This is a genomic window from Prevotella pallens ATCC 700821, from assembly GCF_000220255.1.
Classification (GTDB): domain Bacteria; phylum Bacteroidota; class Bacteroidia; order Bacteroidales; family Bacteroidaceae; genus Prevotella; species Prevotella pallens.
The window spans coordinates 566,310-590,927 of sequence record NZ_GL982514.1; the positions used below are offsets into that span (position 1 = coordinate 566,310).

Below are 24,618 nucleotides of genomic sequence, written 5' to 3' on the forward strand. Positions count from 1 at the left end.
GCAACCATTTAGATGAGAAGTCTTATATAGTTATTGGGTTGTTCTGGTGTTTGTAATATATTGCAAAGTTATAAAATATTAGAAGAATAGCAAATTTTTGTAGACAAAAAACGAAAGAAAGATTAAAAAAAGTGCATTAACAGAATTAATTGCATTACTACCGGGTTGGTAAGAAACTATAAAAGCAGAGTTTTTCCATAATATCTAAGTGGTGAAAAACAGATATCTAAAACGATATTCACAGATATCTGAAACGATACTCACAGATATCTGAGACGATACTCACAGATATCTGAAACGAATGCCCTCTATGTGCACCTCCGTTTCGCCACATTTGTTCCGCAGATATTGGAGTGTATAATTCGGTGGATTTAATATATTGTTGATGGCATTGCGTTCTGTGTTTTTCTGGTTCTTTGCTGGTGTATTGTTTTACGTTACAACTTGCCGTTGTTTGCTACATTTTTATTATAAAGTTAAAGCGTCTGTTCAATAATAACACAAAATATAGCAAAACCTTAATAGTCTATTTAACCCTAATAGGTTGTTATAGCATAAACATATTTTGCTTTATTAGCGAGCAAATTGGCTATCGTTGCAAAGCAGACGTAGCGAGCTATGTCAAATTAAAAAGACAGATAAGATGCTGATAAGAAAATAAAATATGTTAGCAAACAATACATCGTGATAAAAACTATACATATTGTGGTTTAATTATCCATTTGGAGTTAAATTTATAAAACCTCTCTATTGTTATTATACATATTCGTAGCAAAGAAGGGCAAGAAGCATAAAACCATCATCGAGAATATAAATATGTGGTTTTAAAGAAGTTATAACACCTATAAACATAAGCCATTTTAAGCGTTATGGTGCTATAAAACGAAAGAACTCCCTCTATGGAGAGACCATTGAGGGAGCCTTTTAAGCTATGAGAAATGTTTTTTGTTGTTTTTGGTTAGTAAGCGAACAATGGATATTCTTTCATTGTTTCATTTACCTTCTTGCGAACATCTGCAATGACCTTTTCGTCTTCTGGTGCAGAAAGAACCTTGTCTATAAGTTCTGCAACAAGCACCATTAGGTCTTCTTTTGCTCCACGAGTAGTCATAGCAGCTGTACCAAGGCGTATACCAGAGGTTTGGAATGCAGAACGGGTATCGAACGGTACCATATTCTTATTCACTGTGATATCAGCAGCAACAAGAGCATTCTCTGCAACCTTACCAGTTAGTTCAGGGAATTTAGTGCGTAAGTCTAGCAACATAGAGTGGTTATCTGTACCACCAGAAACGATGCCATATCCACGCTTCACAAGTTCGTCGGCAAGCACAGCAGCGTTTTTCTTCACCTGTGTTGCATATTCTTTCCAGCTTGGAAGTAGAATTTCGCCAAATGCAACAGCTTTAGCAGCAATAACGTGCTCTAACGGACCACCTTGGTTTCCTGGGAACACAGCAGAGTCGAGAAGTTGCGACATCTTCTTTACCACACCCTTTGGAGTTTTCTTTCCCCATGGATTGTCAAAGTCTTCTCCCATCATAATAACACCTCCACGCGGACCACGCAGTGTTTTGTGTGTAGTGGTTGTTACGATGTGAGCATACTTAACTGGATTTTCAAGCAGTCCCGCAGCAATTAATCCTGCAGGGTGAGCCATGTCTACCATAAAGATAGCACCAATTTCGTCAGCTACCTTGCGGAAACGTGCATAGTCCCATTCACGGCTATAGGCAGACGCACCTGCAATGATGAGCTTTGGCTTGTGCTCGCGTGCTAGTTTTTCCATGTGGTCGTAGTCTACACGTCCCGTCTCTTTATCGAGTTGGTACCCAATTGGGTAGTAGAGAATACCAGAGTTATTCACTGGGCTACCATGCGAAAGATGGCCGCCATGGTTCAGGTCGAGTCCCATAAAAGTGTCGCCCGGTTGGAGAACAGCAGCAAGAACGGCTTGGTTAGCCTGTGCCCCAGAGTGTGGTTGCACGTTAGCCCAGCATGCGCCGAATATCTTCTTAACACGCTCGATGCAGAGGTTCTCTACTACGTCTACTACCTGACAACCACCGTAATAACGCTTTCCAGGATATCCCTCAGCGTACTTGTTGGTTAGGTAAGACCCCATTGCCTGCATTACTTCGTCGCTGACGAAGTTTTCCGAAGCAATCAGCTCCATGCCTTTTAATTGGCGTTGGTGCTCTTGCTCGATGAGATCAAAAATCTCAAGATCTTTTCTCATGTTGTTTAAGTATTAAAAGATGCCTCCTTCGACTATCCACGGTTTTTAGTAAGATGCCGTCAAAAGCAAGGTTGTTATAATTAGCTGCAAATATAGGAAAAATCTAATAACACGGCAAATATTTCGTATAAATATTTGCATAGACACGCTGAAACTTCATTTTAGTATAATTTTTCTGGTAGGGTACACTCATAATAAAAGTGGTAAACTTAGCTTTCTACACACTAAGAATACCACTTTTATGTTTTGCTTAACTCAATGCGGTCATTAGCAATTTTGCCAGGCTTCGTTCTATTGTTAAGCTGTTTGAATTAACTTTAGAACGAAAACGACATAATAGCATAATGAGCAATTTAAGTTAAATATATTTGTTCACCCTTTATACACTCCTAACACAGTTCCACATTATCTATTTGTTGTTCTTTATCGCAATAATGGCATTTCAATATACCCGCAGCTTTATCTACAACGTTAAATATTGTAGCCATTGGCTCGTTGTTGGTTACACATTTTGGATTGTTACATTTCACTATTCCGCACAATTCATCGGGCGTTATCACTTGCTTTTTCTCTACCACTTCATAGTCGCGAATAATATTCAATATAATGTTTGGAGCCACTACAGAGAGGCGCGATATTTCGTTATCGGTAAAGAACTTATCGCTTACTTTAATAATTCCCTTACAACCCACCTTAGAAGATGTGAAGTTATAGCCAATGGTAACAGGAGTTGATAACTTCTGAAGCTCCAATAAGTTCACCACTTGAAAGGTTTTTTCAGCAGGTATATGGTCTATTACGGTTCCATTCTCTATGGCTGCTACCAAGCGTTCTTTCTTGTTCATTTCCATCATCTCCTTATTTTATAATAGTTGTATCGTTTTTCACGTCGTCTATTCCAATTCCAAGACAGTATGCAAAAATTGCTTCACGAGCAAAAAGACCATTTTTAGCTTGCTGTATATAGTAAGCATGTGGATTAGTATCCACGTCGTATGCTATTTCGTTTACACGAGGTAATGGGTGCAATATTCGCATATTAGGTTTAGCAAGATGCAACATATCGTTACGCAGAATGTAGACATTCTTCACTCGTTCGTATTCCATAAGGTCAGAGAAGCGCTCTTTCTGCACACGTGTCATATATAATATATCAGCTCCAGCAATGGCTTCAGGTGTAAAATCTTCCTGTTCTGTGTAACGAATGCCATGCTGTTTACAGAACAATTTGTATTCCTCAGGCATCGCAAGTTCGGCAGGTGCAATAAAGTGGAACGTAGGATTAAAGTGTCGCATTGCCATTAGTAGCGAGTGAACGGTGCGTCCGTACTTAAGGTCGCCTACAAGATATATGTCCAAATTCTCTAAAGTACCTTGTGTTTGGTTGATTGTGTAAAGATCGAGCAAGCACTGTGATGGGTGTTGATGAGCACCATCGCCAGCATTAACTATAGGAACAGGCGATACTTCCGATGCATATTGTGCAGCACCTTCAATGTAATGGCGCATAACTATGGTGTCTGCATAGTTCGAAACCATAAGAATTGTATCTTTCAACGTTTCGCCTTTGCTCACACTCGATGCCTTTGCATCGGTAAAACCAATAACTTTAGCACCCAAGCGATTGGCTGCTGTTTCGAAACTAAGACGTGTACGAGTGGAAGGCTCGTAAAACAGAGTCGCAATAATGCGACCTTTTAATAGCTCGCGGTTGGGATATTTCTCAAATTCCTGAGCCATCTGAATAAGGTATAGTAGTTCTTCCTTATTCAAATCCTGAATGTTCACAAAGTTTTGTTTCACCATTTGTATTGTGTTGAATTGGTCGTTTTCGTGTGTAAAGGTACGTATATTATTTGCCACCAAAGAAGTTTTATAAAAGAAAATATAGATTAATTGCATTCTACAAAAAACACGTCAGTTTTATTTTGCCTTTTCATCTATTTACTTTACCTTTGCAATCTAAACACAATAAACAAGGAATGCGAAGACATTTTGTACATACTCTGTGGCTAATCTTGATACTTCTCATTAGTTCTACCACAGTCTTTTTTGTGTCGGTTTGGAACGGTTGGGTTGGTTATATGCCCGACATGGAAGAACTATCGAACCCTGTAGATAAGTTTGCTTCACAGGTTTATTCTGCCAATGGTAAACTTATTGGTACATGGAATCAGGATAATGCTAATCGTATAGCGGTAGATTATAATAGTCTTTCACCCCATTTGGTGCACGCTTTGGTGGCTACCGAAGATGAAAGATTTTACGAACACTCTGGTATAGACTTTATTGCACTTGGCCGTGCCATACTTAAACGTGGTATATTAGGACACGACAATGCTGGTGGTGGTTCTACTATTACGCAGCAATTGGCAAAGCAAGTATTCTCGGAAAAAGCACATAGTACATTCGAACGACTGTTACAAAAGCCTATTGAATGGATTATTGCTGTGAAACTGGAGCGCCACTTCACAAAAGAAGAGATTATTGCGATGTATCTAAACTACTTCGATTTCCTCCATAATGCCGTTGGTATTAAACGAGCTGCTAACATTTATTTTAGTAAAGAGCCACGACAACTCTCTGTTACCGAAGCTGCTACCCTTGTTGGATTGTGCCAAAACCCATCATTATATAATCCTTTGCGACACCAAGAACGCTGTCGGACACGCCGAAACGTTGTGTTAGGGCAGATGTGTAAGTCTGGTTATATTACGCGCGAAGAATATAACGAGCTTATAGAACGTCCACTTGGTATTAAGTATTCGAAAGAAAAAAGCATAGAAGGTTCGGGCGATTACTTTCAAGCATTTCTACGTCAGTATATGATGGAGAAGAAACCAGAACGCAAAAACTATCAAGAATGGCGTATGCGCGACTTCGTTCTCGACTCTATTGCGTGGGAAAAGGACCCTCTTTTTGGCTGGTGTAACAAGAATACAAAGCGAAATGGTGAACACTACGACGTGAATACTGATGGTCTACGTATATTCACCACCATAGATACTCGTATGCAACATTATGCCGAACAGGCTGTACGCAAACATGTTGGAGGGTATTTGCAGAAGGAATTTAATATTGCAAACCGATACAAAAAGAATGCTCCGTTCTCGTCAAACATCTCATTAAGCACTATAAAAGCCATTCTCAATCGCTCTTGTCGCCAGAGTTTAAGATACCTCAGACTAAAGGAACAAGGTGCAACTCCCGATGAAATACGTCGTAGTTTCCGAACAAAACACGAAATGACTCTCTTCACTTATCACGGCAATATAGACACGTTGATGACACCAATCGACTCTATACGCTACTACAAATCGTTCTTGCGAGCTGCCTTTATAAGTATGGAGCCACACACGGGAGCAGTAAAAGCTTACGTTGGTGGTATCGATTACGACCACTTTAAATACGATATGGTAATGGGGGGACGCCGACAAGTGGGGTCTACCATTAAACCTTTCCTCTACGCTTTGGCTATGCAGAACGGTATGACGCCATGCACCACTGCGCCTAACATACAACGTTCGTACGGCAATTGGACTCCGCGCAATGGCTCAAGAGCACGCTACGGTCAACAAGTTCCGTTGCGATGGGGCTTACAACAGTCTAACAACTGGATATCAGCATACCTCATTAGTCTACTCGGACCATCGCAATTTGTGAACATTCTGCACGATTTTGGGTTAAACAATCCAGATATCGACAAGAATGCAACGCCTGTTTTATGTCTCGGACCGTCAGAGCTGTCGATTGGCGAAATGTGTAGTGCATACACTACCTTCGTTAATCATGGTGTGCGGTGTGCACCTCTCTTTGTTACCAGAATAGAAGATAGTCATGGAAATATAGTGGCTAAGTTCCAACCATTAATGAACGAAGTAATCTCAGAAGAGAGTTCTTTCAAAATGCTCGATATGCTGCAAGCTGTTATTCAAGGGGGAACTGGTGGACGTTTACGCTACAACTACCATCTTACTGGCGAAATTGGTGGTAAAACGGGTACCACAAACAACAACTCCGATGGGTGGTTTATGGGCTTCACACCACAGCTTGTAAACGGCTGTTGGGTGGGCGGAGAAGACCGCGATATTCACTTCGATAATACGGCAATGGGACAAGGTGCTACAATGGCTTTACCTATATGGGCTTACTTTATGCAAATGGTATATGCCGACAAGTCGTTACACTATTCACCAAATGCTAAATTCGATATTCCAGCCCATTTCGACCCGTGTCATTCTACAGATTCTATCTCGGTGAATGGTATACAAGAGGTTTACTTCTAACATTCAGAAACTCACTTTTAAACAAAAATAATAACAAATCAAATATACGTATATGAAAACTATCTTATTATCGATCGTTATGATGGGCGCAGCCCTCACAGCAGACGCACAAGCTACTGTAAAGGTAAACTTTAACAAAAACGACACCACTATATACAAAGATGTATTTAAGGTGGCTATTGATTTGCCTATGGGACAGGGTAGCAAGAGCGTAACAGTTACAAAAAATACACGATATGTGGTGCTCGATAAAACGCCACAAGGATACAAAATAGAATATAACGTGGTGGATACGCAGTTTGATGGCGACAAAGATGTTGTTGAACAAGCGCAGGTTGCAGGCAATCAATACCTGAAAGGGGTAAAAATGATACTGCAAACAAACACCGATGGAAAGGTAGAGAAAATATTGAATTTGGCTGAAGTGGCTGCAGCAGGAAGCAAAAATGCTATTGCAGATATTGAAGAGGATTATAAGAAAGCTCCTGAAATGGAACAAATTCTGCCAAAAGCTAAGGTTCTTACGGCTATCAGCGAACAATTCGAAGAAAAGGCTCTCATTGATAATCTAAACGAAACAAGCTTCCTTTTCTATTATGGCAAAGACCTGAAGAAAAACAGTAAGGAAGATATAATAAAGCAAGGCATGAAGCTTACTTCTACATACACAGTGGCTAACAATGGAGGAAACACTGTAATAACAACGAACCTGAAGGACAATATGACCGAAAGCGACGTTAAGAAAATGATAATAGACCAGATGAAAAAAATGGGTATGGGAGACGAAGTTACCTCGCAAATTGAAGTAGGCTGGGATCAGATGAAAGCAATGGGTATGACCAATATCAGTGCTAACGGCACCGATATCAGCACATTCCTACCCAATGGTTGGTTGCAAACACAAACAGGAAAGGCATCAACCAAATTAATGGGTATGGAAATGAAGTTCAATACACAAAGCGACATTCTATATAAAAACTGGAAATAAGTGGGTTTATACCACATCTTATACTAAACTATTTGTTTAGATCTGTCTAAAACTTTTATTTCTCAGGGTGGGTATGCTGTATAGTGTGCCCACTTTATGTTATATTACATCATTACCCATTACGCCCAAATATCTAAGTTTACAATATGAATTGCAAACTTAAACATTTAGATTTTAATAGCAAACAAAAATACTATCAAGAAAACATAACACATTAATGTTCAGATGCCTTTAATAGCATTCACATTAAAATAGTACAAACAATGTAATGCATAATTCGTCAGCAAAATAGATATCTTTTAGGTGCTGCAATCCACAATTATATAGATGGTTATTTTGTGTGATATCTAATTTGCAACTGACAGATATCTGAAACGAACACGACAGATATCTGAAACGAGTGTGACAGATATCTGAAACGAACGCGACAGATATCTAAAACAAAGCTAACTATATATGGTAAATTTTTATAAACACTAACGGTGGCTTGTTTGGTTATAAAATAGACTGTGAATGCTGCCTATAGTTATCCTATCTATTCTCTACCTAACGCTTAAACTCTTTGCAGAAAAATTGCTGTATGGTATATCTTCTTTATGCTACACTACATTCATACAGCATCTTCCGTAGCATCTTAAAATTCCTATTATTATTCCTATTGTCAAGCGTTACGCTGTCTGTTTTCTATAGAATATTGCAATTGCTCTACCCTATTACAAGCTACTATAATTATGTTTTCTAATGGTTAAGCATTTAGCAACACACCATTGTTTGTTGTTTTACGCCTAATAAAAAAACATATTTTACGGCTCAACTGTACCTCGACGTCTAAATTCAGAACACACTATAGCAGTTGCAATTGCAACGTTCAACGACTCAGCGTGCGTAGCCTCTGTAGAGAAATTAGGTATTAACAGCCTACGGTTTATACGTTCTCTAATGGCAGCAGAAATTCCATTACCTTCGTTCCCCATCACTATTAATCCCGCAGCAGATAGCTTTTCGGCATAAATATCATTACCATCTAACAGTGTTCCATATATGGGATAACTCTTCGGCAACAAATCTATTAATCTCCCTAAATCTAAATAATGCATTGTTACACGCGCTATACTCCCCATAGTGGCTTGCACCACCTTTGGATTCCAACAATCGGCTGTATCCATCGAACAGAATATATGCTTTATTCCAAACCAATCGGCTATGCGAATAATTGTACCCAGATTACCAGGGTCTTGCACTCCGTCTAATGCAAGCGACAGTTCCGATACACAAAAAGCCTCGTTGTGGTCTGTGTTCTCTTGTGTTTCGTTCGTTAAAAAAGGCTCTTTTGCTTGTTCGGGCAATCTAAATATGCCTACTTTTCCTTGCGGATGCTGTAAGAACGACACCTTTTTTATATCGTCTTCAGCATCAAACAGTTCTACTAAATGGAAACCTGCAGCCAGCAAATCTGCCACCACCTTTGGTCCTTCAGCTACAAACAAGCCATGTTTTGCACGCCCCTTTTTCGTCTCAAGTGCTCTAACGAGCTTTATTTTATTCTTCGATATCACCCCACAAAATTACAAAAAAACCATCTATTTGCATTCTCTTACTGCTAACTTTTTAGTATCTTTGCGCAAAAAATCGGCTATATTGATGTTTCGAATAAAACTCTTCTATATATATATTCTATTGTTTTTTACCTTTGAAACGATGTTTTTAGCATCGTGTTCCACCGATAAGTTCGTACCAGATGGTAGCTACTTGCTAGACAAAGTGGAACTACGTTCCGATGCAGCCGACTTCAATGCTTCGCAATTGGCACAATACGTACGTCAGAAAGAGAACTCGCGGTGGTTTTCCTTCTTCAAAATACCGCTTGGAACTTACTCTTTAGCTGGCAAAGACACCACAAAATGGATTAACAGAACATTGCAACGCATAGGCGAAAAACCTGTTTATTACGACACTTTGCAAGCACGCCTATCGTGCGAAGACCTCCGTTTGGCTATGAATAACATGGGCTATATGAATGCGCGTGTGGACTTTAGCACCAAAGTAAGAGGAAAGAAACTCAAAGCAATATACACTTTAATGCCCGGCGAACCGTTTATGATAGACAATTTCACTTACGATATACAAGACTCAACCATCGCCAATATTCTTAAACCCACACTTTCGCAAGGCATTAACACGGCTCGTCCACACCAATTCACCGTGGCAGCACTCGACAACGAACGAAAACGCATTACAAAAATTCTGAACGATCAGGGGTATTATCGTTTCAATAAAGACTATATTTACTATACTGCCGATTCTATTCGGGGGTCGCGTGGCGTAAATGTAACTCTCCATCTTACTAAATATAGGACTACCGACACTGCAAAGCCAACCTTACACCCTCGTTATATGATTGGAAAGGTGAACATTATACCCAGCGACTCTACTGGACTGCACCTTCGCCGAAGCATTATTGCCGATAACACGCTAATAGAGCCAGGCAAATACTTTTCGGCAACCGACCTTCAAACTACTTACAACAACTTTGCAAGATTGGGAGCTATACGCTATACGGATATAGAGTTTAAAGAGATGCCGCAATTCGACTCTGTTGCCATTAACAGAATATTCGACTACACATCACCTTCGTTTCGTTTCTTAGAAGCTAACATAAAACTTTCGCACACCAAACCTAACACAATTGCGTTTCAGCCAGAAGGCACTAACACAGCAGGCGACCTTGGTGCGGCTGCCGTTCTTACCTATCAAAACCGAAACCTATTTCATAGTAGCGAATTGTTTAGCATTGAATTGCGTGCCGCTTTCGAGGCAATAAAAGGTTTGGAAGGATATTCTAACCACAATTACGAGGAATATGGCATACAGGCTAAACTACAGTTCCCACGTTTCCTTTCACCTTTCTCTACACGAGAGTTTCGCCGTCGCAGCAATGCCGTGTCCGAACTGTCGGTTGGTTGGGACTTTCAGGACCGACCAGAGTTTCACCGTAGAGTTTTTTCAGCAGCTTGGAAATACAACTGGAGTAACATTCGGCGACATCTGAACTACGAACTCGAAGTGCCAGACCTTAGCTATGTGTATATGCCATGGATAAGCGAACGTTTTAAGGCAGACTATCTGGACAACGTTTCTAACCGAAATGCCATACTACGTTATAACTACGAAGACTTGTTCATTATGCGTTCCGGATTCAGTGTTGCTTATAATCGTAACGACAATATAGCCATTAAAGCAAAAATAGAGTCAGCTGGCAACTTGCTATCAATGACTAACAGCATTGCGAAGTTTAAGAAAAACGAACAAGGACAAGCTAAAATATTCAATATAGCTTATGCGCAATACCTTAAATTCGACTTCTCTTTTACTCGCATTCTACGGTTCGACCCACGCAACTCGCTTGCCTTGCACACCGATTTCGGCATTGCTTACCCCTATGGCAATAGTAAAGTGTTGCCGTTTGAAAAGCGTTACATTGCTGGAGGACCTAACTCGGTGCGCGGTTGGAGTGTTAGAGAACTCGGACCGGGTAGCTTTCGTGGCACCGATGGACGTATAGACTTTATTAACCAAACGGGCGATTTAAAACTTAATCTTAGCTCCGAATACAGAACACATCTATTCTGGAAGTTCGATGGTGCAGCTTTCGTTGATGCGGGTAATATATGGACGCTCAGAAAATATGCCGACCAAACAGGCGGACAGTTTACTTTCAGTAAGTTTTTAAAGCAAATGGCTGTGTCATACGGCTTAGGATTGCGCCTCAACTTCGATTATTTCATTCTCCGTTTCGATGCTGGTATGAAAGCTATAGACCCTGCCTATTCTTCTGGAAGACGACACTACCCTATTGTTAATCCTAAGTTTAGCCGCGACTTCACTTTCCATTTTGCTGTGGGACTGCCGTTCTAATAAAAACATAGAACTATATGCCCTAAAAAACAGTGGTTTATAACCACCACACAACACATTGAACGCTTATAATGTTTAATAATAACACATAATACCCCATATACCCACAGACCTTAACGAAAGTGAAAAACAACAGTACAAAGACAAGTCGATGCCTATACGCATTGTTGTGTAAAATTTATTTATTACTTTTGCAACAAATTAAAAAGCAATGCTAAAATTTATATCATTTGGTAGCGGAAGCAGTGGCAACGCATACCTCTTATATACAGAGAACGATAGTATTATTATAGATTGTGGCGTAGGTATACGCTCCATGAAGAAGTATATGCATAGCTACGGACTAAACTTATCAATGATTCACCATATTCTTATTACGCACGATCACGCCGATCACATTAAGTCGGTGGGAAGTATAAGCGATAGCTTCAATATACCTGTATACTCTACACAGGCTGTTCACGAGGGTATTGCTAAAAACTGGTGTGTAAAGAAGAAAGTTTCACCCAACCAAGTGAGGTATGTTGAAAAAGGAAAAACACAACAAATTGGCGATTTCACTGTTACTCCTTTTGCAGTGCCACACGATAGCTCCGACTGTGTTGGATATTGTGTGCAATGCGAAGGTATTACTTTTACGCTCGTAACCGATTGCGGACACGTAACAGAAGAGATATGTGCGTTTGTTGCAAAAGCAAACTACTTAGTGATTGAAGCTAATCACGAAGTGGAGAAACTTATGGCTGGACCGTACCCGCTATATCTGAAGGAACGCATTACAAGCCAAATAGGACATTTAAGCAATGCTGAATGTGCGCGAACCATTGTAGAAAACGCCACCGAAAGCTTAAAACATGTTTGGCTCTGCCACTTAAGCGATGAGAACAATCACCCTGAACTGGCACGAATAGCGGTTACAAGTTTAATGGAAAGCTATGGACTACGAGCTGGAGTAGACTTTATTGTAGAGGTGTTGCGACGGAAAATTCCAAGCGAAATATACGATTTAAAGTAACCCAAAGATACTTTAGAACTCTGCTACGGAGATTGTTGTCTTGTTCTGCGCTCTCAAATTATTTAAAACAAATATAGTGCTAATATAACGCACAACCATTGGTTTCTGCCCTGCATCGCAACAGCAAAAACTAAACGTTTATAGCAATTCTGCAAAAAAAATGTGGCTATATTCTGGAATAGTAGACTATTGTAATGGCTTTCAAATTCATACAACAAAACACGTAACAACATATTGCTGTTAAGCTACTTATAGCAATAATAGAACAAAAACATTGTAGCATAAATAATTTTATATTTCTCAGCCAAATAAGTTTCTTTCTGCTGTTACAACATAGAACCATAACTGTTGCAACTTTATGTGATATCTAAAACGAACGTGACAGATATCTAAAACGAACACGACAGATATCTAAAACGAATGTGACAGATATCTGAAACGAACGTGACAGATATCTGAGAAAAAACGAACTATATTTAGCTGACTTTTATAAACATTAGAGGCGTTTTATTTGATTTATAAACAAACCACAGAAGCTGTTTACACCCCCGCCACCCATTTCCTACCAAACCTTTATTGCAAGAAGGCTGTGCTGTTGCTTTTGCTTAACCCTAAATTTACAGTATTATTAGCATTCAATGGTTTATTATAACCACATAAAAACAAAAAGTCCCACTCAACCTGCTGTTGTATGGGACTTTATGTTTGCTTGTTTTTATGCTATTGCACAACCACTTTCACATAACTGTTGGTATTTTCATAATTCGCGTTTCCGTCGAAAGCGCTTTCTCTAAATATATCACCAAACTTTGCTTTCTGTTGTGCTGTCATCGTAACAACAATATTGGCAAGAAAACCGTTGGGCGATTGACTACCAGCATAGAACGTTGTTAGCCTTGTAAACTTGCGAATGTCAAGTGTAGTAAACTTGCAATGAGACACTCTCAACTCTTTTAACGCTACGTTGTTTCCTAATTTCAGTTCACTAAGATTAGAAGCAAACGATGTACGCAGCTTGGTAAGTTTTAAGTTGTTTCGTACATCTAATGTTGTTATCTCTTTAACAGCATATACATCTATCATCTGTAGGTTAGGATTGTGCGACACATCTAAAGCTCCAACATGGCTTAGTGCCAATTCCAAGCTAAGTAAGTTTTCACCAGCAGAAGCCAATCCCTTAATTTCTGTAACATCTGAATACGATATATTTACTGTCCGCAACTTAGTTTGTTTAGAGAAATCCAGCTTTTTAAGTTTTGTATAAGACGCTACGAAATCCTGAAGCAATACATTATCGTCCAGACCAGTCATACTTTCTAAACCGTTAACCGATGCAGCATTTATGCTTCTTAGTTCAGGCGTATTCGATGTATTGACGGTTTTAACGCGCGGACTAGAATAGAATCTTACTTCTTTTAGTACAGGCAAATTGCTAACATCTACGCCTTCTAATACCTTGTTACTGTACAAATCAAGTGCTTCAAGTTTTTTGTTTCCACGTGTTACTACCTCTTTCACACCGTCCATATCGTGCACTTTTAGCGTGTTTATATCTAAGCCCGTAACATCTACCTTTGTAACGGCAGGACAGCGCTGTATTTCTACCGAACCTGTTAGCTGCTTATATTTAGACAAATCTATATTGCCTGCTAAGTTTTTGTTACCATAAATGTTCAAATCGGTTACATTACGGAAGTATTGCAGTCCATCTAACGATGTAATATTATCGTTATAGGCAATGTTTAGATTACCTTTAAGCGATAGTATTTTCTCTAAGTTATTGCCCTTATAGATATCTAAAGTTCCATCAGGATTAAGCTCCAAGTCTCTGATTTGTAGTTTTACCGACTCTATTAACCCTTTATTCGATAGTATTTCTACCTTCGCTTTCGATGCATTGAGCGCAATGTTTCCCAAATCATAGCGTTTTGCACGTTCTATATTTACAGCATCGTTCAGCTTAACTTGTAGACTTTTACCATCGGTTAATATAAATACAAGTGTTAGCCCAGAAGCAAGTTTCCCTGTTGGAAGCACAACAAAATAGTTGGTATTTTCTGCCATTGTGCCCGAAGCAGGCACATAGTTTACTATGCCTATTTGTGTATTTGCAACAAAAGTAGAGTTTACGGTGCCAATTGTTCCATTATCTTTAAACTCAACCTCTGTACTCACATCGCCTGCCAATGCTTCTAATCCGCGAGAAATAAGCTTTATTTGTGCCACATTACTTACACCATGAAAGCTGAACTGCAATAAGCCACAAAGGTTGTAGGCAACAAATGGCTTATATTCTTGTGGAATAATTCCCACCGCAAAATTAACTTTTGGGTCGAACGTACCAGCAATAGCGGTTTGTGTTTTAGGTATGGAGTAAGTATATTTAGCCTTTTTGTTTGCCAATACTTCTATTTTCTGTCCATTTTGGTATGGATACATCATAAAATAAGGTGCCTTATTGTTGGGCGCTTGTCCCCAAAACCTTACATCGCTGGCTGTGGTAGGTGTTGTAAATGGTTGTACAGCGCCAGCTGTAGAACCTTTATAGCCGATAGCTATTACGTCGTTAGCATTCCATGTTACTTGTGTTTGGTCGGCTTCCAAAGATGTCCGAGTAGGTGCATTCTTTAGAGTGTCGGTTATCTCATTATTGTAATTGGGGACACCCACTGTACGAAACGACATTTGTGTTAAATGTTCGTTGCTATTTTCGCAGACAATATCTGTATCGTTGTTGCACGAAACGGCAGCAACCACTGTTGCACAAAGCAAGAATTGTGTTACTATTTTGTTCATTTCAGAGTTGTTTAATGTTGTTATCCTGTATGCTTACTATTCTTTCGCCATTTGTTTTACAGCGTTTAGAAAGGCGAATCGTCGTCGGTTCCATCTACAACTTGGGAAGAAAGATCAGTTCCTCCAGTAAATCCTTCGTGTTGAGTGCTATGTGCAGAATCCACTAAAAAGTTTTGCGTAACATCCATTATTACTACCTCTGTTATGGGAGAATCATACCTCTTTTTCATTTTTCATTCCTTTGTTATTCATAGTAAAAGCACTTTTATCTGCAAAATAAGCAAGTTAGTTGCCAACAAACTGCCTCACACGTATTGCGGAACAATCCACAAGCGGTGTAAAGATAGTTTCAGTGAACAGACTTTCGGAACTTCGATTACTGTTATTTTGAGTTCATCAGCGTGCTAAGCAAGCTCTTTTAAGAGTGCTACTACTACTATTATTTATCCTAAAAACAAGTTTACTTTTAGCAAACGTATATAGTTAAGTTTCTTAATATGTAATTTTTTCAGTGCAAAGTTACATAGTCTTTTGGTATTTAAAACAACTTTAGGTGAAAAAACAAATTATATACAACATTAATTAACAACGTATGCGAATAGCAGAACACTTTTTTTGTTAAAGAAACAAGATGCGAAGCACAGAGCAAACAAACTTTTTTGTTATACTAAAATGAGCACGAAGTTTCAGATATCTGTCACAATCGTTTTAGATATCTGTCGCAATCGTCTCAGATATCTGTCGTGATAGTTTTAGATATCTATTTTGAGAGCGTCTGAAAACTAACCCATTTTCTTTTAATCAAAATAGGTTGTTAGAATATGGATAGAAAGCGATGGAAACTACCTAAAAAACTTGATAAGCAGTGGAATAAGCCATTGGTTTCTGAAAAAAGGCGTGCGAAGAATAGTTTCATACCAGGTATAAAAGAAACCAATATGCCAACATAAAAACAAGAAAGAACAGAACGCAAGAGCATAAACAACATAGAATGGTTTATGCCATAACAAAATTGTTGGAGCGAGAAAAAGCCAATAAAAACAAAGCAGGAAGCAAATTTTTTAAATTCACTTCCTGCTTCATTGTATATTATTTACACCTTATTAATATATAGCACGATATTTTACAGAACAAGTGCAACAAACAACCATAGCAAATGCCACGTGCTTACAATGCACTCTCAAACTCTTTTAAGAATCGAACATCGTTTTCGGAGAACATACGAAGGTCGCTCACCCTATATTTAAGATTGGTAATGCGTTCTACACCCATACCAAAAGCATATCCGGTGTACACATTCGAGTCGATACCACAAGCCTCAAGGTCGTGAGGGTCTACCATGCCGCAACCTAAAATCTCTACCCAACCCGTGTGTTTACAAAATCCGCAGCCTTCGCCACCGCATATATTGCAACTTATATCCATTTCGGCACTGGGTTCGGTAAATGGGAAATAGCTTGGACGAAGGCGTATTTTGGTATCTGCACCAAACATTTCGCGAGCAAAAGTAAGTAGAACCTGCTTTAGGTCGGTAAAGCTAACATTCTTGTCTACATACAGTCCCTCCACCTGATGAAAGAAACAATGGGCACGTGCGCTAATGGCTTCGTTTCTATATACACGTCCTGGGCAAAGCACACGTATAGGCGGCTGGTGTGTGGACATATAGTGAGCCTCGTCGTTAGAGGTATGGCTTCGTAGCAGAACATTCTTTGTAACGTCTAAAGAGTGCGAATGTTCAATAAAAAAAGTGTCTTGCATATCGCGCGCAGGGTGGTCGGCAGCAAAATTCAGCATAGTAAACACATGCTCATCGTCGTCAATTTCTGGACCCTGATAAAGGGTAAACCCCATTCGTGCAAATATATCTATAATTTCTTTCTTTACTAACGTAAGCGGGTGTCGAGAGCCTAAACCAACAGGGTATGCAGTTCGGGTAAGGTCAATATCGTTACCTTGCGCCTCGTTCGTTTCCAACTGTTCGCGTAAGTCGTTTATTTTAGCTTGTGCAAGCTGCTTTAGCTCGTTTATTTTCATACCCACCGTCTTCTTCTGGTCGGCAGCTACATTGCGAAATTCGCTCATTAAGGCATTTATTTCGCCTTTCTTGCTAAGATATTTTAATCGAAGCAGCTCAACTTCTTCAGCATTCTTTGCCGATACGTTGCTCACTTCTTTTAATAGTTCTTCTATCTTTTCGAGAATCATAACGCTTAAAATTTTCGGCAAAGGTACAATATATAATCTAAAATATAAGCACTGCAATAGAAAAATATTGCTTATTACAGACTTTAGTAGCTACTGAAAACAAAACGTGTGTGGGTTTACAGAGTGTTTTCATTTTGCTTTCTCAACATATTTAATTATAAATACCTACTTTAATATAAAATAAATGTAGTACATTTGCAACAGTTTTAGGAGCAAAGAAGATAATTTGAGAAATATAAATAGAGAATATGAGAAAAGCAATTTTACTCGTTGTACTTGTGTGTGTAGCTATGATAAGCCTCACAACAAGTTGTAACAAAAAGAAAGTGGAGCCAGCTGACTCTACCAAAACTGTTGTTGCCGACACCACAGATACTACAAACAATGTAGATTCGGCTACAAAAATTATTGCAGAAACACCAATGCCAAAAGCCGCCGACCAACTATTCGACGACTTCTTTTTCAACTTTATCGCTAACAAAAAACTACAGCGCAAACGCATTGTGTTTCCACTGCCCGTTGAAAACAATGGGAAAGTAACGAAACAAATAGCTCGCAACCAATGGAAAATGGATTATTTCTTCCGTCCAAAAGGCTATTATACACTGATTTTCGATAACGAAGGTCAGGCAGAATATGCTAAGTCTACCAAGCTCGACACTGTGATTGTGGAGAAAATAAACCTGACTCAGAAAAAGGTAGAACAATATTGTTTCGACCATCAGGACGGTAAATGGAAGATGAACAAGATAAACAACATTGGATTTGCACAGAAATATAACGCATCGTTTCTTGAGTTTCTTAGCAAGTTCCTTGCAAACAACGGACGAGGAAACATAAAAGATCCTCTGCCATACGTGGGAATAGACCCAAGTGGAGAAACCACAAACAAGGTAAACACTACTATTCCTGCATCGGAGTGGAGCACGTATCTGCCAGAAGTGCCAAAGAACAATATCTATAACATTCTGTATGGACAAAAGTACGGAGAGAGTAAAAAGAAAATTCTTGTATTTAGAGGACTTTCTAATGGTATTGAAACCCAATTAGAGTTTAAAAATAGAGGAAAGAGCTGGCGTTTAGAGAGAATTATTGCTTACTAAAAGGATATGGCAAACGCTCAACAATAAAAACAGAAACAAATTAGAGACAACGTATGATAGACCAGAAAAACTACAGCCTACTTAGGCACAACACGTTTGGAATAGACGCTAAATGCAAACGATTTATAGAGTACAGTTCGGTGGAAGAAGCACAGCAAGTAGCGAGAATGATTACTGATGCCGACCGACCACTACTTATTTTAGGTGGAGGAAGTAATCTATTGCTTACTGGCGACTACAATGGAACGGTGTTGCACTCAGGCATTCGCTTCCTTGAACAAACCGACGAATGCCACGTTCGCTGTGGTTCTGGTTTTATTTGGGACGACGTTGTAGACTATTGCGTGGCAAATAACTTGTACGGAGCTGAGAACTTATCTATCATTCCAGGAGAAGTGGGTGCCAGTGCCGTACAAAACATTGGCGCATACGGCGCAGAAGCCAAAGACTTAATAGAATGCGTAGAAGCAGTAGAGATAGAAACAGGAAAAATTTGCCGTTTCACAAACACAGAATGCGCATATAGTTATCGGCAAAGCAAATTTAAACACGCATGGAAAAATCGCTTTCTTATCACTGCTGTTACTTACAAACTTTCTAAAACATACAATCCGAAGTTAGACTATGGCAACATTCGTGTAGCATTGGCTGCAAAGGGTATAGACAATCCAACAGCAATGCAACTTCGCGAAACCATTATTGACATAAGAAACGCCAAACTACCTGATCCAAAAGTACTAGGAAATGCTGGTAGTTTCTTTATGAATCCAGTGGTACCAACACATAAATATAACCAGTTGGCACAGCAATATGTTGGTATGCCCCACTACACTATTGATAGCGAGTACGAAAAGATACCAGCAGGTTGGCTCATAGAACAATGTGGTTGGAAAGGTAAAGCATTAGGAAAAGCCGCCGTACACAATAAACAGGCACTGGTATTGGTGAACTGCGGAGGCGCAACTGGTAGCGAAGTAGTGCAACTTTATAAAACTATTCAGCACGATGTTAAGCAGAAATTCGACATCGAAATTAAACCAGAGGTGAACATTTGCTAAACAAAAACAATGAAATTACGCTTCTTAGGTACTGGTACTTCTAATGGTGTGCCCGTCATTGGGTGTACATGCAAAGTGTGCAAAAGCAACAATGCTAAGGATAAACGACTACGTACATCGGCATTACTCGAAACCGAAACTACTCGCATTCTTATAGATTGCGGTCCCGACTTTCGTCAGCAAATATTGCCTGTGCCTTACAAAAAGATTGATGGTATATTAATAACACATATCCATTACGACCATGTGGGTGGAATAGACGATTTGCGGCCGTTCAGTTGGTTATCTGATTTGGAAATTTATGCTAACAAAGACACCTGTCAAGGTCTACGCCACAACTTTCCTTATTGCTTCAAAGAGCATCTTTACCCGGGTGTTCCGAAGCTCAATCTGCACACTATTGTTCCGCACAAAGCATTCTCAATAGGCGATTGCACCGTTACACCCATCGAGGTAATGCATGGAAAAATGCCTATTATGGGTTACCGCATAGGCAACTTTGCATATATCACCGATATGAAAACCATAAACAACACAGAGCTATCATATCTCAAAGGTGTAGATACACTTGTAGTAAATGCCTTGCGATGGGAAAAAGAACACCACTCGCACCAATTAATAGACGACGCCATTGCATTTAGTCGCACCATTAAGGCTAAACAAACCTACCTAACACACCTAACACACGAGATAGGTTTACACGAAGAAGCTCAGCAACGCTTACCTAAAAACTTCTATTTTGCGTACGATGGATTGGAGATAGAAGTATAGAGAAGCATATACATTACTAAACCATAAGCATGCAATGGCACTTGTTCCATAGCATTCTAAGATATCAGAAAACCGTTCGCTACACTTCATTTACCTCAATATTATAATGTAGCAGAAAGTGCACAAAATACTAAAAAATATGTATTTTTACGCAATTCCTTGTAGATTTAGTTTTTTTTCTCTACTTTTGCACACAATAAAAACATTGTGCAATGGTATAAACAGCTACCATTTCGGCATAATAAACCAGAGGAGTTTAAGGAGAGAAAGAGATGTCTATTTCAAAGACAAGACAAATGTTTGTAGACGTAGCAAGGCAAATCTTTGCTAAGAAAGGTATTGCAAACACAACAATGAACGACATTGCAGAAGCGTCGGGAAAAGGGCGCCGCACACTATACACGTATTTTAAAAGTAAAGACGATGTGTATTATGCCGTCATTGAAGGCGAATTGGAACGCTTATCAGACAAGTTAGACGAAGTGGCATCGAAACGAATACCACCTCACGATAAGATTATAGAACTCATTTACACCCATCTTAGTATGATTAAAGAAACTGTTATGAGGAATGGAAACCTCAGAGCAGAGTTCTTTCGCAATATATGGATGGTAGAGAAAGTACGCAAAAACTTTGATGAAGACGAAATAGAACTCTTCAGAAAGGTTTACACGGAAGCTAAAAACGATGGCGATTTCGATATAGACAACGTAGACTTAGTTGCCGATATAACACACTACTGTATTAAAGGATTGGAAGTTCCATTTATATATGGCAGACTCGGACACGGATTAACCGAAGCAAGTAGTCGGCCGCTCGTGGCAAAAGTGGTGTACGGAGCACTCGGAAATAAGTTAGGAAAAGGCAAAACAGACAACAACACCTATTAAAATGCGTATCAATACCTATATAATAATAGGTGTAACTTGTATTGTTTAGATTTCCAAAACATACATTATTGAGATACTAAACCTACCAAAAACATAGATATTAAAAACATAAATAAAAACAGATTATGGGATTATTAACAGGTAAAACAGCCCTCATTACAGGCGCTGCACGTGGAATAGGTAAAGCAATTGCTATAAAATTTGCAAGCGAAGGTGCTAACATTGCCTTCACCGACCTCGTTATCGATGAAAACGGAAAGGCTACTGAGGCTGAAATTTCGGCTCTCGGAGTTAAATGTAAAGGCTACGCAAGCAATGCAGCCGATTTCGCTCAGTCTGAAGAAGTAGTAAAACAAGTGAAAGAGGAGTTTGGAAGTGTCGATATATTGGTGAACAATGCTGGTATAACCAAAGATGGTTTAATGCTCCGAATGTCTGAAGCACAATGGGACGCTGTTATTGGTGTTAATCTAAAGAGTGCATTCAACTTTATACATGCTTGCGTGCCAGTTATGATGCGCCAACGCAATGGTAGTATAATCAATATGGCAAGTGTGGTGGGAGTACACGGAAACGCAGGTCAGGCTAACTACGCAGCCTCTAAAGCGGGTATGATTGCTCTAGCAAAGAGTGTAGCGCAAGAAATGGGACCAAAGGGCGTGCGTGCAAATGCTATTGCGCCAGGCTTTATTGACACTGCTATGACACAACAGCTGTCAGAAGAAATACGCAAGGAATGGGCATCTAAGATTCCATTGCGCCGTGGGGGTACCACCGAAGATATCGCTAACACTGCTCTCTATCTAGCATCAGACCTATCAAGCTATGTTTCTGGACAGGTCATTCAGGTTGATGGTGGTATGAATATGTAATATTCCTTTCTATTTTTCTATCGTCCTTACTCGCATAGGGAAAGGGCGATAGATTCTTTTAAAACTATGCAAGTTCTTTACGAAGACAACCATATTATTATTGTATATAAGCAAAGCGGAGAAATAGTACAAGGCGACAAGACAGGCGACAAACCGCTCTCTGAAACTATTAAGGAATGGATTAAAGAGAAATACGCAAAGCCTGGCAATGTATTCTTGGGCGTTGTGCACCGTTTAGATCGTCCTGTGTCTGGTATAGTTGTCTTTGCCAAAACATCAAAAGCTCTATCCCGACTTAACAATATGTTTAGAAATGGCGAAGTCAGAAAAACATATTGGGCTATGGTGCAAACGGCACCTAATATGCCAGAAGCTACACTAACTAATTGGCTGGTGCGAAACGAAAAGCAAAACAAAAGTTATGTGTATAATAACGAAATGCCAAACGCTAAGCAAGCCATACTGAAATATAAGACCATTGGACAGACCGAACATTACACCTTACTCGAAGTAAACTTGCTTACTGGGCGCCACCACCAAATACGGTGCCAACTCGCTGCGATGGGTTGCCCTATTAAGGGAGACTTAAAATATGGCGCGCGCCGTTCTAATCCAGATGGTAGCATATCGCTACTAAGTCATAAGGTTGAATTTATACACCCCGTAAGCAAACAAAAAATTGTTGTTGTTTCGCCTTTACCAACAGAAAAGGTATGGGACAATTTTAGATAACACCCACATAAATGACTACTCCTACCCTATTGAAACGTTTTGTTGCATGGCTTCAAAAATTGTCGTTCCGCACTGGCGTTGTTATTTTGGCTATGTGCATACCGTGCTATATTGCATCGTTCGCTCAAGCTGTTTTCCCCATATCTATGGAGATGAAAGGTGTCTTGTGGGTTATTTTCTTCGGATTAGCAAAGGCTTTCCAATATTGTGGACTCGCTATATTGGGTGTTGATGGCTACAAACGATTGAAAGCAAAATTTAGAAAAGTGTAAATTAAAACATAAAGGGCGAAGCACTGCAAGAGGACAACTACCTCTCTACAATGCTTCGCCTTTTTGTTTCTTCTTGTTTGTAGTGCAATATCTGCCTTACTTTCTCACAATCACCGACCCATTTGCCTGATGTGTAGCCAAAATTAGCACTTCGGCTATCTGTACATGGGCAGGAGCACTTGCCGCATAGAATGCTACATCGGCAATATCGTCGCCTGTAAGTGGTTTCACACCTTTATAAACACTTTCTGCACGAGCATCGTCGCCATGGAAACGCACATTAGAGAAGTTGGTTTGAACCAATCCTGGTTTCAAGTTGGTTACACGCACATTACTTTCTGCCACATCTATACGCAGTCCGTCCGACAATGCTTTAACTGCTGCTTTTGTTGCACAATACACATTTCCGTTTGCATAAGCAGCATCGCCTGCCACCGAGCCTATATTTATAATGTGTCCTTCGTTGCGTTCCACCATTCCGGGAACAACAAAACGGGTCATATTCAGCAAACCTTTTATGTTGGTATCTATCATTGTGTCCCAATCTTCAAAGCTGCCTTCGTACTCTTTGTCTAATCCTAATGCCAACCCTGCATTGTTTATCAGCACATTTATATTTGCCCATTTACCTTTTAAAAAGTCTACTGCCTTGCGTGCTGATGCACGTTCGCGCACGTCAAACTCCATTGCCAACACTTCTGCTCCCATATTTTCAAGCTCACGGCGCAGTGTGTCGAGCTTCTCTTTGCGGCGTCCGGTAATTATAACATTATATCCACCACGTGCAAACTTGCGTGCACAAGCTTCGCCAATGCCACTTGTTGCACCCGTAACCATTACTATTTTCTTTTCCATGTATTATATTGTTTAAGCTGAGCATAGTGCTTCCACTACACCTTATTATATATATATCGTTGTTTTGTTTTGCTTCTGCGCCATGCTCAAGGCAAGCAACCAGAATAGACGACAAAGGTAATAGATTTTATTTAGTCTGCAAAATTAATTCCTACTCTCTTCTCAAGTTTTTTAGTAACTATAATGTTTACTTATGTTAAAATATACCGATTTATCAGCAATATCGTCTGTACGTCTTGCATATATAAAAATAAATACCTACCTTTGCACTCGCAATTCAGGAACAAGTAATTAGAGCTTATTTTTAAAATTGCAAATGGTAATATCGCGGGTTGGAGCAGTTGGTAGCTCGCCAGGCTCATAACCTGGAGGTCGCATGTTCGAGTCCTGCACCCGCAACAACAGAAAAGAGAAGTCGTCTTACTAAAGGCGACTTCTTTTGTTTTTAGCACTACCCTCACTCGGCTACACTCTTACACTAACAGCAGCACATTGTTTAGCTAAACAAAGAAGTTTCAGCAGAAAAGAAAACTATTGTAATAGTCTCCGCGCTTATACCACAAAACACAAAACTATATATTGGTGGTTAGCCATTCATTATAATACCCAAATGGAAAC

Annotated in this window: 20 protein-coding genes and 1 tRNA gene; 13 read left to right on the forward strand and 8 right to left on the reverse strand. The window is 39.6% G+C overall.

Translation table 11 applies throughout. From position 1 onward, the window contains the following. Positions 1–958 precede the first annotated feature (958 nt). From glyA to pyrB, 3 genes are all read right to left on the reverse strand, one after another. Entirely contained in the window at positions 959–2,239 is a 1,281-nt protein-coding gene (gene glyA / locus HMPREF9144_RS11535) for a serine hydroxymethyltransferase (RefSeq protein WP_006046274.1), read from the reverse strand. Between the two features lie 389 nt (positions 2,240–2,628). Beyond that, a complete protein-coding gene (locus HMPREF9144_RS11540) occupies positions 2,629–3,084 on the reverse strand; it encodes an aspartate carbamoyltransferase regulatory subunit (RefSeq protein WP_040595908.1) in 456 nt (151 codons plus the stop codon). A gap of 13 nt (positions 3,085–3,097) precedes the next feature. Next, a complete protein-coding gene (pyrB, locus tag HMPREF9144_RS11545; protein ID WP_040595910.1) occupies positions 3,098–4,045 on the reverse strand; it encodes an aspartate carbamoyltransferase in 948 nt (315 codons plus the stop codon). A 176-nt stretch (positions 4,046–4,221) separates the two neighbouring features. Here pyrB and HMPREF9144_RS11550 point away from each other — a divergent pair, with 176 nt between their 5' ends. Both HMPREF9144_RS11550 and HMPREF9144_RS11555 read left to right on the forward strand, forming a co-directional pair. Continuing rightward, complete coding sequence (locus HMPREF9144_RS11550; RefSeq protein ID WP_006046277.1) at positions 4,222–6,525, forward strand: transglycosylase domain-containing protein; 2,304 nt, start codon at positions 4,222–4,224, stop codon at positions 6,523–6,525. Between the two features lie 52 nt (positions 6,526–6,577). Continuing rightward, the gene (locus HMPREF9144_RS11555; protein ID WP_006046278.1) at positions 6,578–7,513 is read left to right on the forward strand and encodes a hypothetical protein; all 936 of its coding nucleotides are present in this window, start codon (positions 6,578–6,580) and stop codon (positions 7,511–7,513) included. Between the two features lie 803 nt (positions 7,514–8,316). Here HMPREF9144_RS11555 and HMPREF9144_RS11560 read toward each other — a convergent pair. Next, complete coding sequence (locus tag HMPREF9144_RS11560) at positions 8,317–9,069, reverse strand: RNA methyltransferase (RefSeq protein ID WP_006046280.1); 753 nt, start codon at positions 9,067–9,069, stop codon at positions 8,317–8,319. Between the two features lie 85 nt (positions 9,070–9,154). Between HMPREF9144_RS11560 and tamL the strand changes: the two genes are divergently transcribed. Together tamL and HMPREF9144_RS11570 are read left to right on the forward strand one after the other, a co-directional pair. After that, entirely contained in the window at positions 9,155–11,428 is a 2,274-nt protein-coding gene (tamL, locus tag HMPREF9144_RS11565; protein ID WP_006046281.1) for a translocation and assembly module lipoprotein TamL, read from the forward strand. 211 nt (positions 11,429–11,639) lie between these two features. Then, the gene (locus HMPREF9144_RS11570) at positions 11,640–12,443 is read left to right on the forward strand and encodes an MBL fold metallo-hydrolase (protein WP_006046282.1); all 804 of its coding nucleotides are present in this window, start codon (positions 11,640–11,642) and stop codon (positions 12,441–12,443) included. 720 nt (positions 12,444–13,163) lie between these two features. Here HMPREF9144_RS11570 and HMPREF9144_RS11575 read toward each other — a convergent pair. Together HMPREF9144_RS11575 and HMPREF9144_RS11580 are read right to left on the reverse strand one after the other, a co-directional pair. Next, the gene (locus HMPREF9144_RS11575) at positions 13,164–15,239 is read right to left on the reverse strand and encodes a leucine-rich repeat domain-containing protein (RefSeq protein WP_006046284.1); all 2,076 of its coding nucleotides are present in this window, start codon (positions 15,237–15,239) and stop codon (positions 13,164–13,166) included. Between the two features lie 65 nt (positions 15,240–15,304). Continuing rightward, positions 15,305–15,469, reverse strand: a complete 165-nt coding sequence (locus HMPREF9144_RS11580) for a hypothetical protein (RefSeq protein ID WP_006046285.1) — start codon at positions 15,467–15,469, stop codon at positions 15,305–15,307. 591 nt (positions 15,470–16,060) lie between these two features. Between HMPREF9144_RS11580 and HMPREF9144_RS13895 the strand changes: the two genes are divergently transcribed. After that, entirely contained in the window at positions 16,061–16,189 is a 129-nt protein-coding gene (locus tag HMPREF9144_RS13895) for a hypothetical protein (RefSeq protein WP_006046286.1), read from the forward strand. A 217-nt stretch (positions 16,190–16,406) separates the two neighbouring features. On the opposite strand, the gene pheS is transcribed toward HMPREF9144_RS13895, so the two are convergent. Further along, on the reverse strand, positions 16,407–17,447 hold the full coding sequence (gene pheS / locus HMPREF9144_RS11585; protein WP_006046288.1) for a phenylalanine--tRNA ligase subunit alpha: 1,041 nt from the start codon (positions 17,445–17,447) through the stop codon (positions 16,407–16,409). 248 nt (positions 17,448–17,695) lie between these two features. Here pheS and HMPREF9144_RS11590 point away from each other — a divergent pair, with 248 nt between their 5' ends. The 7 genes from HMPREF9144_RS11590 (at position 17,696) to HMPREF9144_RS11620 (ending at position 23,145) form a co-directional block, all read left to right on the forward strand. Continuing rightward, on the forward strand, positions 17,696–18,550 hold the full coding sequence (locus HMPREF9144_RS11590; RefSeq protein WP_006046289.1) for a DUF4348 domain-containing protein: 855 nt from the start codon (positions 17,696–17,698) through the stop codon (positions 18,548–18,550). A gap of 53 nt (positions 18,551–18,603) precedes the next feature. Then, positions 18,604–19,608 carry a UDP-N-acetylmuramate dehydrogenase gene (gene murB / locus HMPREF9144_RS11595; RefSeq protein WP_006046290.1) on the forward strand — a complete coding sequence of 335 codons (1,005 nt, stop codon included), beginning with the start codon at positions 18,604–18,606 and terminating at the stop codon, positions 19,606–19,608. A 9-nt stretch (positions 19,609–19,617) separates the two neighbouring features. Next, a complete protein-coding gene (locus HMPREF9144_RS11600) occupies positions 19,618–20,379 on the forward strand; it encodes an MBL fold metallo-hydrolase (protein WP_006046291.1) in 762 nt (253 codons plus the stop codon). A gap of 272 nt (positions 20,380–20,651) precedes the next feature. Then, complete coding sequence (locus tag HMPREF9144_RS11605; RefSeq protein ID WP_006046292.1) at positions 20,652–21,269, forward strand: TetR/AcrR family transcriptional regulator; 618 nt, start codon at positions 20,652–20,654, stop codon at positions 21,267–21,269. A gap of 125 nt (positions 21,270–21,394) precedes the next feature. Further along, the gene (fabG, locus tag HMPREF9144_RS11610; RefSeq protein ID WP_006046293.1) at positions 21,395–22,141 is read left to right on the forward strand and encodes a 3-oxoacyl-[acyl-carrier-protein] reductase; all 747 of its coding nucleotides are present in this window, start codon (positions 21,395–21,397) and stop codon (positions 22,139–22,141) included. A 66-nt stretch (positions 22,142–22,207) separates the two neighbouring features. Next, entirely contained in the window at positions 22,208–22,873 is a 666-nt protein-coding gene (locus tag HMPREF9144_RS11615; protein WP_006046294.1) for an RluA family pseudouridine synthase, read from the forward strand. 11 nt (positions 22,874–22,884) lie between these two features. Then, positions 22,885–23,145 (forward strand): hypothetical protein, encoded by a 261-nt coding sequence (locus HMPREF9144_RS11620; RefSeq protein WP_006046295.1) that lies wholly within the window; start codon positions 22,885–22,887, stop codon positions 23,143–23,145. A 96-nt stretch (positions 23,146–23,241) separates the two neighbouring features. Here the strand turns inward: HMPREF9144_RS11620 and HMPREF9144_RS11625 are convergent, their stop codons facing one another. Continuing rightward, a complete protein-coding gene (locus HMPREF9144_RS11625) occupies positions 23,242–24,000 on the reverse strand; it encodes an SDR family NAD(P)-dependent oxidoreductase (protein ID WP_006046296.1) in 759 nt (252 codons plus the stop codon). A gap of 326 nt (positions 24,001–24,326) precedes the next feature. Between HMPREF9144_RS11625 and HMPREF9144_RS11630 the strand changes: the two genes are divergently transcribed. Then, positions 24,327–24,399, forward strand: a tRNA-Met gene (locus HMPREF9144_RS11630). Positions 24,400–24,618: the final 219 nt, after the last annotated feature.

What these genes read in the sequence shown, in the direction of transcription:
- HMPREF9144_RS11575 (WP_006046284.1), bottom strand. Translation starts at nt 15,239, where the DNA reads ATGAACAAAATAGTAACACAATTCTTGCTTTGTGCAACAGTGGTTGCT.
- HMPREF9144_RS11580 (WP_006046285.1), bottom strand. Translation starts at nt 15,469, where the DNA reads ATGAAAAAGAGGTATGATTCTCCCATAACAGAGGTAGTAATAATGGAT.
- HMPREF9144_RS11615 (WP_006046294.1), top strand. Translation starts at nt 22,208, where the DNA reads ATGCAAGTTCTTTACGAAGACAACCATATTATTATTGTATATAAGCAA.
- pyrB (WP_040595910.1), bottom strand. Translation starts at nt 4,045, where the DNA reads ATGGTGAAACAAAACTTTGTGAACATTCAGGATTTGAATAAGGAAGAA.
- HMPREF9144_RS11570 (WP_006046282.1), top strand. Translation starts at nt 11,640, where the DNA reads ATGCTAAAATTTATATCATTTGGTAGCGGAAGCAGTGGCAACGCATAC.
- glyA (WP_006046274.1), bottom strand. Translation starts at nt 2,239, where the DNA reads ATGAGAAAAGATCTTGAGATTTTTGATCTCATCGAGCAAGAGCACCAA.
- HMPREF9144_RS11605 (WP_006046292.1), top strand. Translation starts at nt 20,652, where the DNA reads ATGTCTATTTCAAAGACAAGACAAATGTTTGTAGACGTAGCAAGGCAA.
- murB (WP_006046290.1), top strand. Translation starts at nt 18,604, where the DNA reads ATGATAGACCAGAAAAACTACAGCCTACTTAGGCACAACACGTTTGGA.
- HMPREF9144_RS11620 (WP_006046295.1), top strand. Translation starts at nt 22,885, where the DNA reads ATGACTACTCCTACCCTATTGAAACGTTTTGTTGCATGGCTTCAAAAA.
- tamL (WP_006046281.1), top strand. Translation starts at nt 9,155, where the DNA reads ATGTTTCGAATAAAACTCTTCTATATATATATTCTATTGTTTTTTACC.
- HMPREF9144_RS11600 (WP_006046291.1), top strand. Translation starts at nt 19,618, where the DNA reads ATGAAATTACGCTTCTTAGGTACTGGTACTTCTAATGGTGTGCCCGTC.
- HMPREF9144_RS13895 (WP_006046286.1), top strand. Translation starts at nt 16,061, where the DNA reads ATGGATAGAAAGCGATGGAAACTACCTAAAAAACTTGATAAGCAGTGG.
- HMPREF9144_RS11540 (WP_040595908.1), bottom strand. Translation starts at nt 3,084, where the DNA reads ATGAACAAGAAAGAACGCTTGGTAGCAGCCATAGAGAATGGAACCGTA.
- HMPREF9144_RS11555 (WP_006046278.1), top strand. Translation starts at nt 6,578, where the DNA reads ATGAAAACTATCTTATTATCGATCGTTATGATGGGCGCAGCCCTCACA.
- fabG (WP_006046293.1), top strand. Translation starts at nt 21,395, where the DNA reads ATGGGATTATTAACAGGTAAAACAGCCCTCATTACAGGCGCTGCACGT.
- HMPREF9144_RS11590 (WP_006046289.1), top strand. Translation starts at nt 17,696, where the DNA reads ATGAGAAAAGCAATTTTACTCGTTGTACTTGTGTGTGTAGCTATGATA.
- pheS (WP_006046288.1), bottom strand. Translation starts at nt 17,447, where the DNA reads ATGATTCTCGAAAAGATAGAAGAACTATTAAAAGAAGTGAGCAACGTA.
- HMPREF9144_RS11550 (WP_006046277.1), top strand. Translation starts at nt 4,222, where the DNA reads ATGCGAAGACATTTTGTACATACTCTGTGGCTAATCTTGATACTTCTC.
- HMPREF9144_RS11625 (WP_006046296.1), bottom strand. Translation starts at nt 24,000, where the DNA reads ATGGAAAAGAAAATAGTAATGGTTACGGGTGCAACAAGTGGCATTGGC.